We start from the raw sequence: 19434 nt of genomic DNA, 5'->3' as shown, positions 1-19434 counted from the left end.
GATATTACTATGGCATCAACAAAAGGTTTAGAAGGTATCGTAGCAGCAGAAACAAAAGTAAGCTCAATTATCGATGACAAATTAACTTATGTAGGTTACTCTATCGACGATTTAGCAGAAAACGCATCATTTGAAGAAGTGGTATTCTTACTTTGGAACACTCGTCTTCCAAATGCTCAAGAATTAGCAGAATTAAAACAACAATTAGCAGATAACATGGAAATTCCAGCTGCAATCGTTGAATTATTCAAATCAATGCCACTTGATCAAGTGCATCCAATGGCTGCTCTACGTACAGCAATCTCAATGTTAGGAACTTTCGATGACGAAGCAGACGTTATGGAAGAAAAAGCTAACTACCGTAAAGCAATCCGTCTACAAGCTAAAATTGGTACAGTTGTTACTACTTTTGCTCGTGTACGTAATGGTCAAGAACCTATTGCACCTAAAAAAGAACTTAGCTACGCAGCTAACTTCTTATATATGCTAAAAGGTACTGAACCAGAAGCAATCGAAATCGAAGCTTTCAACAAAGCTTTAGTTCTTCATGCTGACCACGAATTAAATGCATCTACATTCACTGCACGTGTATGTGTAGCTACTTTATCTGATATTTACTCAGGTATTACTGCTGCAATCGGCGCATTAAAAGGTCCTTTACACGGTGGCGCAAACGAACAAGTTATGAAAATGTTATCTGAAATTGGTTCAGTAGACAACGTTGAATCTTACATTCAAAATAAATTAGACAACAAAGTTAAAATCATGGGATTCGGCCACCGCGTATACCGTTCTGGTGACCCTCGTGCCCCACACTTACGTAAAATGTCTGAAAAACTTACTAAATTAACTGGTAAACCAGAACTTTACGATATGTCAGTTAAAATTCATGATATGATTTGGGAACAAAAACACTTACCAGCTAACGTTGATTTCTTCTCAGCATCAGTTTACGATTCATTAGGAATCGAACATGATTTATTCACACCAGTATTCGCAGTATCACGTACTGCTGGTTGGTCTGCACACATTTTAGAACAATATGCAAACAACCGTTTAATCCGTCCACGTGCTGAGTACGTAGGACCTGCTGGTTTACAAAAATACGTTGCAGTTGAAGAACGCTAATAACTGAGCGAATTCCCGCTTAAATACGAAATGCTTCAACAGCAACTGTATGATATAATGTTAGTATCATTGGGCTTGGTTCTATATGAATCAAGCCTATGAGTATGATTATTAGGAGGCGCAAATTTACATGGCAAAAATTACTATGGAAAACAATGGTGTGTTAAACGTACCAAATAATGCAACAATCCCATTCATCATCGGTGACGGTATCGGTCCTGATATCTGGAACGCAGCTTCACGCGTAATCGACGCAGCTGTTAAAAAAGCTTACAATGGTGAAAAATCAATTGAATGGTTAGAAGTTTTAGCTGGTCAAAAAGCATTCGATCAAACTGGCGAATGGTTACCACAAGAAACTTTAGACAAAATCAATGAATACCTTATCGCAATCAAAGGTCCTCTTACAACTCCAATCGGTGGCGGTATCCGTTCATTAAACGTAGCATTACGTCAAACTCTTGATCTTTATGTATGTTTACGTCCTGTACGTCACTTCGAAGGCGTACCGTCTCCAGTTAAAAAAACCTGAAGATGTAGACATGGTTATCTTCCGTGAAAACACTGAAGATATCTACGCTGGTATCGAATACAAAGCCGGTTCAGACGAACAAAAGAAATTATTAAACTTCTTACAAACTGAACTAGGTGTTAACAAAATCCGTTTCCCAGAAACTTCAGGTTTAGGTATTAAACCAGTTTCTAAAGAAGGTACAGAACGTCTAGTACGCGCTGCTATCAACTATGCAATCGATAACAACAAACCAACTGTTACTTTAGTACACAAAGGTAACATCATGAAATTCACTGAAGGTGGATTCAAACAATGGGGTTACGATTTAGCTGCTAACGAATTCGGCGATAAAGTATTCACTTGGGCTCAATACGATGCAATCGTTGAAGCTGAAGGTAAAGAAGCTGCTGATAAAGCACAAGCTGAAGCAATTGAAGCAGGCAAAATCTTAGTTAAAGATTCTATCGCTGATATCTTCTTACAACAAATCTTAACTCGTCCTAAAGAGTTCGATGTAGTTGCTACAATGAACTTAAACGGTGACTATATCTCTGATGCATTAGCTGCACAAGTTGGTGGTATTGGTATCGCACCAGGCGCTAACATTAACTATGTAACTGGTCACGCTATCTTTGAAGCTACTCACGGTACTGCTCCAAAATATGCTGGTCAAGATAAAGTAAACCCATCATCAGTATTACTTTCAGGCGTATTAATGCTTGAACATTTAGGCTGGCAAGAAGCAGCTGACGCAATCACTGCATCAGTTGAAAAAACAATTGCTTCTAAAGTTGTAACTTACGACTTTGCTCGTCTAATGGATGGCGCTACTGAAGTTAAATGTTCTGAGTTCGCTGACGAATTAATCAAAAACCTTTAATTTCTAATATAAAAGAGATGGAGCATTGCTCCATCTCTTTTTTTATTGCTATTTTATACTGCTTTTACGTTTTTACGTGAGGGCAGTTTTTTAATTAGAAATGATAAATTCGACTTCTTGCGTTGTTTCATGAAAGTTTCTCGATTTTTCGAGCGATTATTGCTACTATTAACATAAGTAGCATGAAGGAGGAGATCCTGTGCAAGTCGGAAAAAACAGTCGAACAGGCAAAACCTTTGAAGAAATAGACGTTGGGGATTCAATTCAAATAACGGAAAAGATTGAAGACCGTCAATTGCTTCTTTATTTAGGGTTAACGAATGATAATAATCCATTATTTATTCAACATGATTACGCGAAACAAACAGAATTTGAAAGACCAATCGTACCGACAATTATGCTCTCTGGAATGGTGACATCAACCGTTTCGAAATATTTACCTGGTGCAGGTTCTCATATTCGGGAATTGACATTACAATTTCCTTCTGTCGTTCATCATTATGAAACGATACATATCGTTTTACGTGTTATTGATAAACGAGAATCGATTCACGGTGTAACGATTCATGTAGAAGGGCGCAATCTTTCTACAGATGAACTCGTTATTTCGGGAACAGTTATTGCTATACCACCTAAATGAGTGAATTTGAGATGGGGGTTTCAAATGAACATTTATGGAGGGAAAAAAGATGTCAAATAAAATTTTAGTTATAGAAGATGAAGTGTCGATTTCAACGTTATTACAATACAATTTAAAACAAGCTGGTTTTGAAGTGTTGCAAGCATATGATGGGCAAGAAGGATTAGACGTAGCGATTACTGAAAAGCCGAATTTAATTATGCTTGATTTGATGTTGCCAAAATTAGATGGTATGGAAGTTTGTAAAGAACTACGTATTCAAAAAATCGATATTCCGATTATTATGCTAACAGCAAAAGACGACGAATTTGATAAAGTACTCGGATTAGAACTAGGTGCAGATGATTATATGACGAAGCCTTTTAGCCCAAGAGAAGTCGTTGCGCGTGTGAAAGCTGTATTACGTCGTGCGAAAACGTTAGAAAAAGCATCTGACCAAGATGGAGAGAAAATTTATCATATTGGTGATTTAGTCGTTTATCCAGATCGTTTTGAAGCAATGTTTGAAAATAAAGTACTCGAATTTACACCGAAAGAATTTGAACTACTCGTCTACTTATTAGAAAATAAAAATCGTGTACTGACACGCGATCAACTTTTAAGTGCTGTATGGCATTATGATTTTGCAGGAGATACGCGTATTGTGGACGTTCATATTAGTCATCTACGTGATCAAATAGAAGAGAATAGTCGTAAACCGAAATTTATTAAAACGATTCGTGGTTTAGGGTATAAATTTGAGGAGCCAAAAGTGTAATGAAGTCGATGCGTATTCGTTTATTGACGACTTTTGGTATTTTATATGCGACGGTGTTAGCGAGTCTAGCTTTTGTCGTCGGGCAGCTTTTACCTATTTATACGACGACACAATTTGAAAAGAAAATAAATCAACAACTAGAAGCGATGATTCAAGGAAATGAATTGAATGACGCTGGAAAAGAGCAATTAACGAAGTTGATTGAAAAAATGGACGTGTCGTCAGAGCTGACGTTTTATTTTTGGGTTGTTTATATTGGTATTTTTATTACGTCTTGGCTTATTTTACTGTTCGTCACAGATCGCATTTTACATAATGTGACGTCTTCTGTAGACCATGTGACGCATACGGCGCTTGAATTAGCGAAAGGGAATTATAGAGCGAGGGCATTCGAATCGAATGACGTATCGACGATTTCTTTAAGCAGTTCAGTAAATGTGCTTGCGCGTAATTTACAAGAAATGATTGTGACGCGTGAAATTGAACAAGAACGATTAAAAACGTTAATTGAAAATATGGGCAGCGCATTAATTATGATTGGGCGAGAAGGCGATATTTCTATCGTTAACAAAGTGTTTCTCGATTTATTTGAAAAAGATGCGGCGACTGTTTCAGCACAATTATTTCGAGATTTAGGGTTACCTAATGAACTTGAAGAATTTGTTGATTATGTTTTTATGACAGAAGAATCGTATCGTAAGCAAATTCAATTATCTTTTGATCATCAAGTTCATCACGTTGAAGTGTACGGGGCGCCAGTTATTGGCGAACATGGTCATTGGTTAGGTGTCGTAATCGTTATGCATGACATTACGGAGTTGAAAAAATTAGAGCAAGTACGTAAAGACTTTGTAGCGAACGTATCACATGAATTAAGAACGCCGATTACGTCTATTAAAGGTTTTTCTGAAACGTTATTAGATGGTGCTTATAAAGAAGAAGATACACTTCTAACGTTTTTAGAAATTATGAACAAAGAGAGCAATCGTATTCAAATGTTAGTAAATGAATTACTCGAACTGTCGAAACTCGAAAAACATGGGTTCCAATTAGACGTATTACCGACGAAATTAAATGATTTAGTGACGCAAGCTCGTGAAATGTCTTCACAAAAATTAGAAGAAAAACAAATGCAACTTCGTATTGAAGCATCGTCCGAAGTGATCGTATTAGGAGATGCCAATCGTTTAATGCAAGTCATTGTGAACTTATTGTTTAATGCAATCAATTATTCGCCAGAAGGAACGACAGTAACGCTCGCTTTGTCTGAAACAGATAAGTACGGGGTGCTTGAAGTGCGAGACGAAGGGATTGGTCTTGCGAAAGAAGAAATTCCACGTGTGTTTGAACGGTTTTACCGTGTAGACCGTGCGCGTAGTAGAAATTCAGGAGGTACTGGATTAGGACTCGCAATCGTGAAGCATTTAATCGAAATTCATCACGGCAAAATTCAAGTGGAAAGTGAAGTAGGCATCGGAACGACGATGCGTGTTTTACTTCCTAAAAAAGAAGCTTAACAATACATTTACAATTCCTTTATATGCGCTTTAAAGAAGCATGGTATCGTATTCGTATACCCCTATTTCAAATCCTTATTTCGAATGTAAAAAACGTTTGAACCGCTAGAAGTTGTGTTTCTAGCGGTCTTTTTTTATGCCTTCATGGTAAAATAATAAAGATATAAGAAAGAGGTGCGAATCGATGACAAAAGAAAAATTACTATTATTAGACGGAAATAGCTTAGCATATCGAGCGTTTTTTGCTTTGCCATTATTAACGAACGATCAAGGGATTCACACGAATGCAGTGTACGGATTTACGACGATGCTACAAAAAATCTTAGCAGAAGAACAGCCGACGCATATTTTAGTGGCATTTGATGCAGGGAAAACGACGTTCCGCCATAGCACATACAGCGAGTATAAAGGTGGACGCCAAAAAACACCACCTGAATTATCGGAACAATTTCCGTATTTACGTAAACTGTTAGATGCATACAATATGCAACGCTACGAGCTAGAAATGTACGAAGCGGATGATATTATCGGAACGCTTAGTAAAGAAGCAGATGCCAAAAATCTACAAACGATTATCGTATCAGGCGATAAAGATTTAACGCAACTAGCTTCAGACAATACGACGGTGTATATTACACGTAAAGGTATGACGGATATTGAAAAATATACGCCGCAACATGTTTTTGAAAAGTATTCATTAACACCATTACAAATTATCGATATGAAAGGGTTAATGGGCGACTCTTCAGATAATATCCCAGGTGTACCAGGTGTTGGAGAGAAGACGGCTATTAAATTGTTAACACAATTTGAATCAGTCGAAAATGTCTTCCAACATGTCGATGATGTGAAGGGGGCCAAGCTACAAGAAAAACTGCGTGCGAATGAAGAACAGGCGAAGATGAGTAAAGAACTTGCAACGATTAATCGCCAAGCGCCAATCGATGTGAAAATAGAAAATTTAGCATGGACAGAACCTGAAGCAGATGCATTGTTTGCATTGTGGCGTGAACTATCATTTAAGTCATTGATTGAGAAAAGTGACCTACAAGTAGCGGAGGCAGAGCAAGAAGTGGCTTTAGATGTGCAAATTGTAACGGAATTTCCTGAAGTAACGACACCGATGGCAGTACATGCGGAATTAGATAACGAACATTATCATGACTGTGATTTATTGGGGATTAGTTTGACGGACAATAAGACACATTATTTTATGAAAATGGAAGATGCGATGAAATCAACAACACTTCAAACGTATTTACAAGATGAGCAAATTGAAAAATACGTATTTGATGTAAAAGCACAAAAAGCTGCTTTACAACGCTATGGACTAACACTTAACGGTGTGACGTCAGATTTAATGCTTGCGGCATATATTGATGAACCTGCACAAAGTTTAGATGATCCGAGTGATGTTGTGAAACAATATGGCTATACGAGTTTAGTGGTAGCAGAGCGTGTCTTCGGGAAAGGGGCAAAACGCCAAATTCCACCTATTGAAGAACTTGCGCAATACGTCGCACAAAAAGCTGTCGCGATTTTTGAGACGACATCTCAAGTAGAAGCTGCATTAAAAGAAAAAGAACAATTTGATTTATACAAAGATATTGAATTACCACTTGCTTTCATTTTATGTGAAATGGAAAGCACCGGTGTGTCAGTAAATGAACAACGTCTCGTTGAAATGGGAACAGAACTTACTTCGAAATTAGAGGCGATTGAACAAAAAATTTATCAATTAGCAGGAACGGAATTTAATATTAATTCTCCGAAGCAGTTAGGTGTCGTGCTATTTGAAAAACTAAAATTACCGATCGTTAAAAAGACGAAGACAGGGTATTCGACAGCTGCTGACGTGCTAGAAAAATTACAACCTGAACATGAAGTGATTGATTATATTTTAGCGTTCCGTCAGTTAGGAAAGTTAAAATCAACGTATATTGACGGTCTATTAAAAGTTGTTCATCCGGATAATCATAAAATTCATACGCGCTATCAACAAGCATTAACGGCAACAGGGCGTTTAAGCTCAGTAGATCCTAATTTACAAAATATTCCTGTGCGTTTAGAAGAAGGTAGAAAGATTCGTCAAGCGTTCATTCCGAGTCAAAAAGGTTGGAAACTATTCTCTGCCGATTACTCTCAAATTGAATTGCGCGTGTTAGCACATATGGCAAATGAAAAAAATCTAATTGATGCGTTCCGACACGATCTTGATATTCATACGAAAACAGCAATGGATGTTTTTGGTGTAGAAAAAGAATCGGTGACGCCGAACATGCGACGTCAAGCGAAAGCCGTTAACTTCGGTATCGTTTACGGTATTAGTGATTATGGATTGTCTCAAAACTTAGGGATTACACGTAAAGAGGCAGCGGACTTTATTGAACGTTATTTTGAAAGTTTTCCTGGTGTAAAAGACTATATGACAAACATCGTAGCAGAGGCGAAGAAAGCAGGCTACGTTACGACATTATTAAATCGTCGTCGCTATTTACCAGATTTAAATAGCCGTAATTTTAACGTGCGTAGTTTTGCAGAAAGAACAGCGATGAATACACCGATTCAAGGATCGGCAGCGGATATTATTAAACTAGCGATGATTCAAATGAATCGTGCATTGAAAGAACAAGGCTTACGTTCAAAAATGTTATTACAAGTACACGATGAACTGATCTTCGAAGTGCCACCGGAAGAAGTGACAACAATGCAACAACTCGTACCGAAAGTAATGGAGAGTGCGCTTGAATTAAGCGTACCTTTAAAAGCGGATGCAGCAATAGGTGATACGTGGTACGAAGCGAAATAAGGAAGTGACGGAATGCCAGAATTACCAGAAGTAGAAGGCGTTGTACGAATGTTAAAACCTCAAGTGGAAGGTAAAACAATCCAACGCGTAATCGTTTCAAATACGATTCAACAATCAAAAGAAGCAGGCAAGGAATGCATTATTAAAGGGTTACAAACAAATGCATTTATCGAACAAGTGACGGGAATGAAGATTGAGCGAATCGAGCGTCATGCGAAGTATATTTTCTTTACAGTCATTAAAGATAATAAAAAGCAATTACTCGTCAATCATTTAGGAATGTCAGGTGCTTGGTTTTATGTGAAACATCCGGATGATGTTACCGAAGCAAAATTCCACCGTCATATGCACGTGCAATTACAATTAGGGGAAGATGAGTGGCTAATTTATGCCGACATTCGTCGATTTGGCGAATTACGCTTATTAAATAATCAAACAGAATACCCACCACTTCTTTTGATGGCACCAGAGCCGTTTGCACAAGAAGCTTTGCCGTATTTTTTAGAAAAATGTGCTTTGAAAAAATATCAAAATAAGGCGATTAAAGCGGTTATAATGGATGGACATATTGTGAGTGGTTGCGGGAATATTTATGCGACCGAAGCGTTGTTCAAACAAAAAATATCTCCTGGACGAAAAGTGTCCCAATTAAGCAAGCAACAACTGATACAACTATTTGAAGAAATTGTTGCAGTACTAACAGAAAGTATCGCATTTGGGGGTTCTTCTATTTCCGATTATCGAAATATTAATGGGGAAGCAGGGAGTATGCAAACCCGTTTACAAATGTATGGGATGAAAAAATGCCCAATGTGTCATACTAATACAGAACAAGAAATTATCGCAGGTAGAAATTCATTTTACTGTCCGAATTGTCAAAAGTAGGGGGAGTTTAATTTGATTATTGGATTAACAGGAAGTATTGCAAGCGGGAAAAGTACCGTAGCAAAAATGCTTGAAAAATTACAATTACCGATTGTAGATGCCGATCAAGTGGCACGCATCGTCGTAGAGCCAGGAACGGAAACATTGCAACAAATTGCGCAAGCATTCGGAGAAGAAATCATCTTACCAGACGGTCAAATGGATCGTAAAAAAGTAGGGGATTTGATTTTTCATGACCCGAAAAAAGAAAGCAATTGAATGATATTATTCATCCAGCTATTCGAAAAGAAATGTTGAGACAACGCGATGAATACCTTAGTAACGGGGCTTTAAACGTCGTGATGGACATTCCTTTGTTGTTTGAAAGTCAGCTGCAACACTTCGTTGATCGGATATTAGTCGTATCCGTTACAGAAGAAAATCAGCTCACTCGATTAATGGAGCGAAATCAATTATCTTTTGAAGAGGCAAAAGCGAGAATTAGTTCGCAATTGCCGATTTCGGTAAAAGAAAAAGGTGCAGATGCAGTCATTTATAACAATACAGATTTAGCGTCTACTGAAAGACAATTACACCATATTTTAAAAGAGTGGGGCGTAGAACAAGAGCTATAAAAAGCTCTTGTTTTTTTATATAAAAATAGTCAGAAAATAAAATCTTTTTCATTTTGATGGAAAAAAGGTTTTACTTTTGAGTAAATGTGCTATACTAATTGCAAATAAGATGATTGATTAAAAACAACTCACTTTTAGGAGGATTTATATAATGACAGTTTCAATAGCGATTAATGGATTTGGCCGAATCGGTCGTATGGTTTTTAGAAAGGCGATGCAAGAAGATTTGAACATTGTGGCTATTAATGCAAGCTACCCTGCGACAACTTTAGCTCACTTAATTAAATACGACACAACTCATGGTCGTTTTGACGGTACTGTAGAAACAGGAGAAGATTTCTTAGTCGTAAATGGTAAGCGCATACAATTAGTTGCGGAACGTAATCCAATCGCGCTTCCTTGGAAAGATTTAAATGTTGATATCGTCATTGAAGCAACGGGTAAATTTAACGAACGTTCAAAAGCGGCGCAACATTTAGAAGCGGGTGCTAAAAAAGTTATTTTAACAGCACCAGGTAAAAATGAAGATATTACGATCGTCATGGGCGTTAACGATGAACAACTTGATTTATCAAAACATGACGTTATTTCGAATGCTTCATGTACGACAAACTGTTTAGCACCAGTTGCAAAAGTGTTAAACGATACATTTGGCATCGACAATGGCTTAATGACAACGGTGCATTCTTATACGAATGATCAAAAAAATATTGATAATCCACACAAAGATTTACGTCGTGCACGTTCATGTGCAGAGTCAATTATTCCAACTTCAACAGGTGCTGCGAAAGCATTAACACTCGTATTACCAGAATTAAAAGGAAAACTTCACGGTATGGCACTTCGCGTACCAACACCAAACGTATCATTAGTAGACTTAGTTGTAGATTTAAATGAATCTGTAACGGCTGAACAAGTGAATGCAGCGTTCATCGAAGCTTCAAAAGGTAGCTTAAAAGGCATTTTAGATTTCACAATGGAACCACTTGTTTCAAGTGACTTCAATACGAACCCAGCTTCTGCGACGATCGATGGATTAACAACGATGGTAATGGGCGATAAAAAAGTGAAAGTTTTAGCGTGGTACGATAACGAATGGGGTTATTCTTCTCGCGTAGTAGATTTAACGAAAAAAGTCATTGCTAATTTAACAGCAGTTAACGCATAATTGTTTCAAATGACACATAGAAGTGTTAGAAAAAAGCACGGTAGAAGCTTCTACCGTGCTTTTCGTTTGTGTAGAAATAGGTATTCTGAAGCTTTTGACTATTTTCTAGAGGAAAAACGGAGTAGATTCGATTTTACCGTCCATTTTTTGATATAATGTATTAACTATAAAGTAAGTTGCAGGAGAGTAGAAAATTATGAGATGTCCAGCGTGTCAATATAATGGAACGAAAGTAATTGATAGCCGTCCAGTAGACGATAATAAAGCGATTCGTCGCCGTCGCGAATGCGAATCATGCAATTATCGCTTTACGACATTTGAAAAAGTGGAGGAAATGCCATTAGTCGTCGTGAAGAAAGACGGTTCTCGTGAAGAATTTAGTCATGAAAAAGTGTTACGTGGATTAATTCGTGCTTGCGAAAAACGTCCCGTACCACTTTCAGAACTAGAAACACTCGTATTTAATATTGAGAAAGAATTGCGTAGACAGGGCAACGGAGAAGTACGTTCTGAAGATGTAGGTGAGATGGTTATGGAACGTCTTGCAGAAATCGATGAAGTTTCATACGTTCGATTTGCGTCTGTTTATCGTCAGTTCAAAGATATTAATGTATTTTTAGAAGAAATGCATGAGTTGTTAGAAAATCAAAAACGAACACAATTGAAAGATTCGGATCAAGAGTAAGTGCAAGTGAAGGAGGTTGGATTACGTTGGTAAATTTATATAGAGAGTTGCAACCGGTTGACCGACTGTCAATTCGTATTCCCTTTCCACTATCAAGTTATGAACGCAAAATGATTACACTTTTATATCAACCACTAATTGGACCAGATGCTGTGAGTCTTTATTTTATGTTATGGGCTGAAGGGGAAGATATGGAAGCAGCAAATTTATCGCACTATCATTTGATGAATGCACTTGATATGCCGATTGCTAAAATTTTTGAATCTCGTATTGCACTTGAAGCGATTGGATTGTTACGAAGCTGGCGTAGAGAAGAAGACGCTATGCGTTATTTTATATATGATGTGTTACCGCCACTTGAGGCAAAATTATTTTTTGATGACCCGATTTTATCGATGTTTTTGTATAGCAAAATTGGGGAGCATGCGTATCGTGCCTTGCGCCAACGTTTCATGGTGAAAGGGTCGACAACAGAAGGGTATACTGACGTCTCACGTACGTTTATGGACGTGTATCAACCTGTACAACAACATATGCCACCGAATGATTTGCAAATGAAACTGTCCGTCGAAAAACCGAAAGACATTCCATTTGATGCACAAGGCTTTGATTTTGACGCATTAAGAAAAGGGCTGTCCGAACAATTGATTCCGACGTCTATTTTGACGACGGAAGTGAAACAACTCGTTGCGAAACTTGCGTTTTTATATCGATTATCACCGAAAGATATGCAGCAAATTTTAATGATGTCATTAGATGAAACGATGCATGTTTCTGAAAAGAAACTTAAAAAATCAGCCTCTAATTTTTATAAAATGGTCACATCAAAAGAACCGCCATCATTGGAGAAATTCGTAAAGGTAGAAAAGAACAAAGAACGACCTTCAACGGAAAAACAAATGACGAAGCGAGACGAATTGATTACGTGGTTTAATGAATCATCACCGATTGACGTATTAACGAGTGTTGCAGATGGCAATGTGCCGTTTCCGAAAGATTTAGAACTTGCGGAAGATCTCGTTCTGCATTACGGGATGTCTGCACCAGTCGTTAACGTATTACTTCATTACGTTTATTTACGAAATGAAGGGAAATTAAATCGAAAGTATGTAGAGTCGATTGCGAGTCATTGGCGTAATACCGGTGTAAAAACAGCCGAAGCGGCGATGGAACTTGCGAAAGAGTTTGAACATCGAAGCACGCAACCACAAAGCAAAAAAATTGTGGCGACAGAAGAGATGCATGAACAGTTCAAACTACTCAAAGCAGCGGCTGGTACGTTTTATTTACTTGATCATTTAAAAGATCCCGCCTATACAGAACCACAATTACAAACGCTTGTAGTCGAACTAATGCAACAAACCGAACCGCTCGAATTTTTACAAATATTAAATGATGGGAAAGAACCGTTTACTTCTGTTGTACGTGTTGTAGAAGAATTCCAGCAACATTACGAATATACGAATGAATTAATGAATGCTTTGGCACATTATGCTCATTTTACAGGCTCGTTAAATAAAGGGTTTTTAGAAGCAATCGCTGGAAGTTGGCGTAAAGAAATGGTTGAAGATGCAAAAACTGCGCTTCAATTCAGTATGAATTATCAACAATCTAAAGGAAAAAAATATTCTAAAACAGCTTACAATAAACCGCAAGTTGATGAATCAAAATTGCCTTCGTGGTATAAAGAAGGGGTTCACAAACAACATCAAGAGACGGAAGAAAAAGAAGCTGACCCTTCTTTAGAAGAAGAACGTCAAAAATTATTAGCACGTTTAGGGTATAAAAAGGGGTAGGTGAATGTCGTGGAACCAATAAAAAATCAAATAAAAAAAGACGCGGGATTCGAGCAACGTCTGAATGCGTTGCAACAAACCGTTTTGTCTGATACAGAAATCCAACAATTTATTAAAGATGAAAAAGTGACGCAATCTATGGTCGACAGAGGCATCGGGAAATTGTTTGAATATACGACACAACAACATGATTGTAGTAAATGTGAATCGGTTGCAACGTGTAAAAATCCAATTCACGGTCTCGTACCACAACTCATCGTAGAGCGAGATAATATCGATATTCAATACGTGCCATGTGAGACGAAACGTGTAGAGGAAGCACGTCGTAAAACAGCCTCTATGATTGCGAGTATGTTTATTCCGAAAGATGTATTGAAAGCAGATATGAGCACATTGAAAACGAACAATCGAGAACGCATGGAAATCATGGTACAGGCAACGAACTTCATTGAGCAAGTGCGTCAAAACCCGACGGATTTACCGACGAAAGGTTTTTACTTACATGGTAGTTTTGGTGTAGGAAAAACATTTTTACTTGCAGCAATCGCAAATGAACTAGCGAAGATGGAAGTGCGCTCTATTCTCGTTTACGTACCCGAATTTTTACGTGAATTGAAAAGTGCAATCGGGGATCAAACGTTAGAAGAAAAACTAGACTTCGTTAAAAGAGCACCTGTTTTAATGCTCGATGATTTAGGTGCTGAGACGTTAACGATTTGGACGCGTGATGAAATACTCGGTACGATTTTTCACTACCGTATGGCAGAAGGGTTACCGACGTTTATTTCATCAAATATGAATTATAAAGAATTAGCACATCATTTTTCTAAAACGAAAGATGATCGCGAACTCGATATTATTAAATCAGAGCGTATTATGCAACGTATTCGAACGTTGACGATACCGATTGATATGACGGGAACAAATTTTAGAGATTTCCAAGAAGATTAGTCGTAGATACTTGAAAATCTAGGATTTTCGTTATATAATTTGTTTCATAAAATAAGTAAATGCAACGAAAAGGACAACAATGATTTGTACGACTTTCAGAGAGAGAAGTAAAGGTGCGAGCTTCTTAGTACGGCAGATGATTTACCACCTTGGAGCAGCGGCAGTGAAATCATAGTAATTGTCGACGGTAACGGCCCGTTAGCCGATCGAAAGCTTCGTCTTTGTCTTACTACGCCCGTAGTCTGTACATGGAAGGAAGAAGGGTGGAACCACGAATATACAACTTCGTCCCTTTGCGGACGGGGTTTTTTTATGAAAAAATCTCCAACGTGGCCCATAGCTTTCGATAAACAAAAAAGGAGAGAAAACAACATGGCAGAAATGATTAACTTAACTTTCCCAGACGGTTCTGTAAAAGAATTTGAAGCTGGAATCACAACAGATGCAGTAGCGGCAGCAATTAGCCCAGGACTTCGTAAAAAAGCGTTAGTAGGGAAATTCAACGGAGAATTAGTTGATACGAAAACACCTTTAAACGAAGATGGAACAATTGCTATTTTAACGCAACAAGATGCAGAGTCATTAGACGTTATGCGTCACTCAACTGCGCATCTTTTAGCACAAGCGTTAAAACGCATTTACCCTGGAATTAAACTAGGCATCGGACCAACAATTGAAAATGGTTTCTATTATGATGTAGATTCAGATACACCGATTACAACGGAAGATTTCCCTGCAATCGAAAAAGAAATGAAACGCATCGTAGCAGAAAATTTAGAAATCGTTCGTCATGATGTGTCTCGTGAAGAAGCACAAGCGAAATTCAAAGAAATTGACGATGAATATAAATTAGAACTTTTAGAAGCAATTCCAGAAGATGAACAAGTTTCAATTTACGAACAAGGCGAATTTTTCGATCTTTGCCGTGGTATTCACGTACCATCAACAGGTAAAATTAAAGAATTCAAATTATTATCAGTTGCAGGTGCATACTGGCGCGGGAATTCTGATAATAAAATGTTACAACGTGTATACGGTACAGCTTTCTTCGATAAGAAAGAATTAAAAGCACACTTACAAATGCTTGAAGAAGCAAAAGAGCGTGACCACCGTAAACTAGGGAAAGAATTAGAAATCTTCACTACGAGCAAATTGGTCGGTCAAGGGTTACCACTTTGGTTACCAAACGGTGCGACAATTCGCCGTACGATTGAACGTTATATCGTAGACAAAGAATTATCACTTGGGTACAAACATGTTTACACACCAATCATGGGTTCAAAAGATTTATACGTAACTTCTGGTCACTGGGACCATTATCAAGAAGATATGTTCCCACCGATGGAAATGGATAACGAAACACTTGTTTTACGTCCAATGAACTGTCCTCACCACATGATGGTATACAAATCAGCAATGCGTTCTTACCGTGACTTACCACTTCGTATCGCAGAACTTGGTATGATGCACCGTTATGAAATGTCAGGTGCTGTATCTGGTCTTCAACGTGTACGAGGAATGACTTTAAACGATGCTCACCTTTTCGTACGTCCTGATCAAATTAAAGAAGAATTCAAAAAAGTAGTTGAATTAATTTTAGCTGTTTACAAAGATTTCGACTTAAATGATTACGAATTCCGTCTATCTTACCGTGACCCTCAAGATACTGAAAAATATTTTGACGATGACGATATGTGGGAAAAAGCACAAAGCATGCTAAAAGAAGCAATGGATGATCTTGGCTTAGATTACTATGAAGCAGACGGTGAAGCGGCATTCTACGGTCCTAAACTAGACGTTCAAGTAAAAACAGCAATCGGTAAACAAGAAACACTTTCAACAGTTCAACTTGACTTCTTATTACCACAACGTTTCGATTTAGGTTATGTAGGTAAAGATGGTGAATTACATCGTCCAGTCGTCATCCACCGTGGTGTCGTTTCAACAATGGAACGTTTCGTAGCCTTCTTAACAGAAGAATACAAAGGTGCATACCCAACTTGGTTAGCTCCTGTTCAAGTACAAGTGATTCCTGTATCAAACGAAGTTCACTTCGATTATGCAAAACAAATTGAAGAAAAACTACAAGCAGCAGGCATTCGTGTTGAAATGGATTACCGTGAAGAAAAATTAGGATACAAAATCCGTGAAGCACAAATGAAAAAAATCCCTTACATGTTAGTGTTAGGTGATAAAGAAATGGAATCAAATAGTGTAAACGTACGTAAATACGGCTCTAAAGATTCTGAAACAATTGATTTCGATACATTCTTAGAAAAATTAGTAGCAGAAGCGACTAAATAAGATAGAAATATTTTTGAAATAAGAGGCTGGGATATAAGTAACCAGTTTTTAATAGAGAAGGGGATGTCAAATTTGACATCCCCTTCTTTATTTTTATGCACAAATTAGGGATTTTTCTTTTTTCTATAAGGAATTTTTGATAGAAGTATATGAGCGTTGTTTGAAGTGAATGTTGTGATTTCCGCAGGAGAAGCGCGAGCTAAATTTCCATTTTTTCGCTCTTTCTCTTTCGCAAAAAAATTCGATGAAGCTGTACCTGCGAAAAGTGTCAATCAAAATGGAGAACAATGGTTGCCAAGCATACAAAAAAGACATGCACGATTTTATTTTAAACATACATGTCTTTTCTTGTTAACTAGGGTTTTGTCTTAGCATCTAAAAACGAGCGATTTGGACTAAAATGTAACAAATAATACAAAAATATGTTTTTTATAAATAAAAAGCATAAAAATAACAAAAAAGAGGTACATATAAAAAGTACGACCCAATTTAGAAAGAAAGAAGGAATTAGATGAAGAGTCCGAATCGTAAACGTTTTTTTATAGGAGCCGCTATTTTTTGTGCCGCATTAGTCGGGTTCCATCCAACAGCAAAGGCAGATAATCAGTCCGAATTTATCCGTACATACGCGACATCTGCCCAAACACTTGCGAATCAAATGAACTTATATCCATCCGTTATGATTGCTCAAATGGCTTTAGAAAGTCGCTACGGTACGAGTGGTTTAACTCAAAGTGCGAATAATTTGTTCGGTGTGAAAGGGACGTATGGAGGCAATAGCATTGCGTTGAAAACACAAGAACAAAAAGGGGAGAAGCTCATTACGATTACCGATCATTTTCGAGTGTATCCATCTTATTGGGCATCGATGGTTGATTATTCGATGATTATGCAACAACGTCATTTTAGTGGGGCGTGGGTATCGAACACGACAAGTTATCAACAGGCAACGAAAGCGTTACAAGGCGTATACGCAACAGATGCTAATTACAATAAAAAATTAAATACGATTATTCAACAATACAATTTAACACGTTATGATCGTCAGCCAATCGTTAAAAAAATATCAAATGTAGCAAATGGTCACGTAGCGACAAAACAAGCAACGTATCACCGCGTACAAACTGGTGAAACGCTTTCATACATTGCGCTTAAATATGGTGTGCCTGAGCAAAAAATTGCACAGCGAAACAATTTAAGCGATACGAATCATTTATTGATTGGAAAAAGATTAACGATTTATTAAGAAATGCAGTTGACAATGATTTGTATACATGATAGGATATTAGAGGTTAAAGAATACAATAGTTTGAGGTTGAAGAAGAGGCTGCCCGCTTCTCACCTAGTATCATCTCTTTTAATCTTTTAAAAGAGTATGGTCGGGTTATGAAAACAAATCGCACATGCATTTCGCATGAACATATATATTGCGGGCGGACATTTCGACTATGTCCGCCTTTTTTTGTGGACATCGGAATACCGACCGATTTTTCGGGCAATCGAGCCCAAACAACTGTATTCGCGACACTACTTGGAGGTGGATTATCATTAGCAAAGACATGTATGTAAACGAAGGTATTCGAGCTCGTGAACTTCGTCTTATTGACCAAAACGGTGAACAGCTTGGAGTTAAATCACGTATCGACGCTTTGAAGATTGCAGAACGTGCAAACTTGGACCTAGTCCTTGTGGCTCCACAAGCTAAGCCACCTGTTGCTAGAATTATGGACCATGGTAAGTTTAAATTCGAACAACAAAAGAAAGATCGCGAAGTACGTAAAAACCAAAAAGTAATCGTTCTGAAAGAAGTGCGCTTAAGCCCAACAATTGACGAACATGATTACCAAACGAAATTACGTAACGGGATTAAATTCCTTGAAAAAGGAGACAAAGTTAAAGCGTCTATTCGCTTTAAAGGTCGTGCAATTACGCACAAAGAAATTGGTCAACGTGTTTTAGACCGTTTCGCTGAAGACTGTAAAGAAGTAGCAACCGTTGAACAACGTGCGAAAATGGAAGGTCGCAGCATGTTCTTAGTGTTACAACCTAAGAACGAAAAAAATAACTTTTAGTTGAACAAGCTTAGGAGGAATTCGAAATGCCAAAAATGAAAACTCACCGTGGCGCTGCTAAACGTTTCAAAAAAACAGGTAGCGGTAAATTAAAATTTGACCGTGCTTACGGCAGTCACTTATTCGCAAACAAATCTACAAAACAAAAACGTCACCTACGTAAAGCTGGTATCGTATCAGCAGGCGACTACAAACGCATCAAATCTTTATTAGCTTATAAATAATTATTAGATCGTTACAAAAAACATAAAAAAATACAGATTATTCATCTACATAAAGATGGATAGCAGGAGGTAATTAGTATGCCACGCGTAAAAGGCGGTACAGTAACACGCGCTCGTCGCAAAAGAGTATTAAAATTAGCTAAAGGTTACTTTGGTTCTAAACATACATTATACAAAGTAGCTAACCAAGCAGTAATGAAGTCAGGTCAATATGCATACCGTGACCGTCGTCAAAAGAAACGTAACTTCCGTAAATTATGGATCACTCGTATCAATGCTGCTGCACGCATGAACGGTTTATCTTACAGCCGTTTAATGCACGGTTTAAAACTTGCTAACATCGATGTTAACCGTAAAATGTTAGCTGAATTAGCAGTTTCAGATTTCGCTGCATTCACACAATTAGCTGACGCTGCAAAAGCTGCATTAGCAAAATAATTAGAAGCACCGATGCTTCTTCAAAGACTCAATCTTAGGATTGGGTCTTTTT

15 protein-coding genes, 2 pseudogenes and 1 other annotated feature are annotated in these 19434 nt (G+C 37.7%); all 17 genes and pseudogenes read left to right on the top strand.

Features of this window, described 5'->3' with window-relative positions; all coding sequences use genetic code 11:
- Nucleotides 1-9 precede the first annotated feature (9 nt).
- The 17 genes and pseudogenes from citZ to rplT all read left to right on the top strand — a co-directional run bounded on the left by citZ (nucleotide 10) and on the right by rplT (nucleotide 19382).
- Nucleotides 10-1128, top strand: coding sequence for a citrate synthase (gene citZ, locus KSHG_RS06915; protein WP_010303745.1), 1119 nt, complete (start codon nucleotides 10-12; stop codon nucleotides 1126-1128).
- Nucleotides 1129-1258: 130 nt separating this feature from the next.
- A pseudogene (icd, locus tag KSHG_RS16315) lies at nucleotides 1259-2522 on the top strand (NADP-dependent isocitrate dehydrogenase).
- 199 nt (nucleotides 2523-2721) lie between these two features.
- Nucleotides 2722-3162, top strand: a complete 441-nt coding sequence (locus KSHG_RS06905) for a MaoC family dehydratase (protein ID WP_010303740.1) — start codon at nucleotides 2722-2724, stop codon at nucleotides 3160-3162.
- Nucleotides 3163-3211: 49 nt separating this feature from the next.
- Entirely contained in the window at nucleotides 3212-3919 is a 708-nt protein-coding gene (locus KSHG_RS06900) for a response regulator transcription factor (protein WP_010303738.1), read from the top strand.
- Nucleotides 3919-5436 (top strand): two-component system histidine kinase PnpS, encoded by a 1518-nt coding sequence (gene pnpS / locus KSHG_RS06895; RefSeq protein WP_010303736.1) that lies wholly within the window; start codon nucleotides 3919-3921, stop codon nucleotides 5434-5436. The genes KSHG_RS06900 and pnpS overlap by 1 nt, the downstream gene beginning before the upstream one ends.
- Nucleotides 5437-5620: 184 nt before the next feature.
- Entirely contained in the window at nucleotides 5621-8245 is a 2625-nt protein-coding gene (polA, locus tag KSHG_RS06890; protein WP_010303735.1) for a DNA polymerase I, read from the top strand.
- 12 nt (nucleotides 8246-8257) lie between these two features.
- Complete coding sequence (gene mutM, locus KSHG_RS06885) at nucleotides 8258-9130, top strand: bifunctional DNA-formamidopyrimidine glycosylase/DNA-(apurinic or apyrimidinic site) lyase (RefSeq protein ID WP_010303734.1); 873 nt, start codon at nucleotides 8258-8260, stop codon at nucleotides 9128-9130.
- Between the two features lie 12 nt (nucleotides 9131-9142).
- Nucleotides 9143-9744, top strand: a pseudogene (gene coaE / locus KSHG_RS16310) (dephospho-CoA kinase).
- A 151-nt stretch (nucleotides 9745-9895) separates the two neighbouring features.
- A complete protein-coding gene (locus KSHG_RS06875) occupies nucleotides 9896-10912 on the top strand; it encodes a glyceraldehyde-3-phosphate dehydrogenase (RefSeq protein ID WP_010303731.1) in 1017 nt (338 codons plus the stop codon).
- 196 nt (nucleotides 10913-11108) lie between these two features.
- The gene (gene nrdR / locus KSHG_RS06870; RefSeq protein ID WP_010303730.1) at nucleotides 11109-11597 is read left to right on the top strand and encodes a transcriptional regulator NrdR; all 489 of its coding nucleotides are present in this window, start codon (nucleotides 11109-11111) and stop codon (nucleotides 11595-11597) included.
- 26 nt (nucleotides 11598-11623) lie between these two features.
- Nucleotides 11624-13393: a replication initiation and membrane attachment family protein gene (locus KSHG_RS06865; protein ID WP_010303729.1), complete on the top strand. Its 1770-nt coding sequence runs from the start codon at nucleotides 11624-11626 to the stop codon at nucleotides 13391-13393.
- 9 nt (nucleotides 13394-13402) lie between these two features.
- Nucleotides 13403-14344 carry a primosomal protein DnaI gene (dnaI, locus tag KSHG_RS06860; RefSeq protein ID WP_026022530.1) on the top strand — a complete coding sequence of 314 codons (942 nt, stop codon included), beginning with the start codon at nucleotides 13403-13405 and terminating at the stop codon, nucleotides 14342-14344.
- Nucleotides 14345-14399: 55 nt separating this feature from the next.
- Nucleotides 14400-14640: a binding site (T-box leader), on the top strand.
- 76 nt (nucleotides 14641-14716) lie between these two features.
- Nucleotides 14717-16648 (top strand): threonine--tRNA ligase, encoded by a 1932-nt coding sequence (gene thrS, locus KSHG_RS06855; protein WP_010303727.1) that lies wholly within the window; start codon nucleotides 14717-14719, stop codon nucleotides 16646-16648.
- Nucleotides 16649-17159: 511 nt separating this feature from the next.
- A complete protein-coding gene (locus tag KSHG_RS06845) occupies nucleotides 17160-17894 on the top strand; it encodes a glucosaminidase domain-containing protein (RefSeq protein WP_010303725.1) in 735 nt (244 codons plus the stop codon).
- A 301-nt stretch (nucleotides 17895-18195) separates the two neighbouring features.
- Nucleotides 18196-18720, top strand: a complete 525-nt coding sequence (gene infC / locus KSHG_RS06840) for a translation initiation factor IF-3 (protein ID WP_222705384.1) — start codon at nucleotides 18196-18198, stop codon at nucleotides 18718-18720.
- A gap of 26 nt (nucleotides 18721-18746) precedes the next feature.
- Entirely contained in the window at nucleotides 18747-18944 is a 198-nt protein-coding gene (gene rpmI / locus KSHG_RS06835; RefSeq protein ID WP_010288254.1) for a 50S ribosomal protein L35, read from the top strand.
- Between the two features lie 78 nt (nucleotides 18945-19022).
- Nucleotides 19023-19382: a 50S ribosomal protein L20 gene (gene rplT, locus KSHG_RS06830; RefSeq protein ID WP_010303723.1), complete on the top strand. Its 360-nt coding sequence runs from the start codon at nucleotides 19023-19025 to the stop codon at nucleotides 19380-19382.
- Nucleotides 19383-19434: the final 52 nt, after the last annotated feature.

This window comes from Kurthia senegalensis (genome assembly GCF_000285595.1).
GTDB classification, from domain to species: domain Bacteria; phylum Bacillota; class Bacilli; order Bacillales_A; family Planococcaceae; genus Kurthia; species Kurthia senegalensis.
Note: the sequence above shows the minus strand (reverse complement) of the source record. Positions and strands in the feature narration are given on the sequence as shown.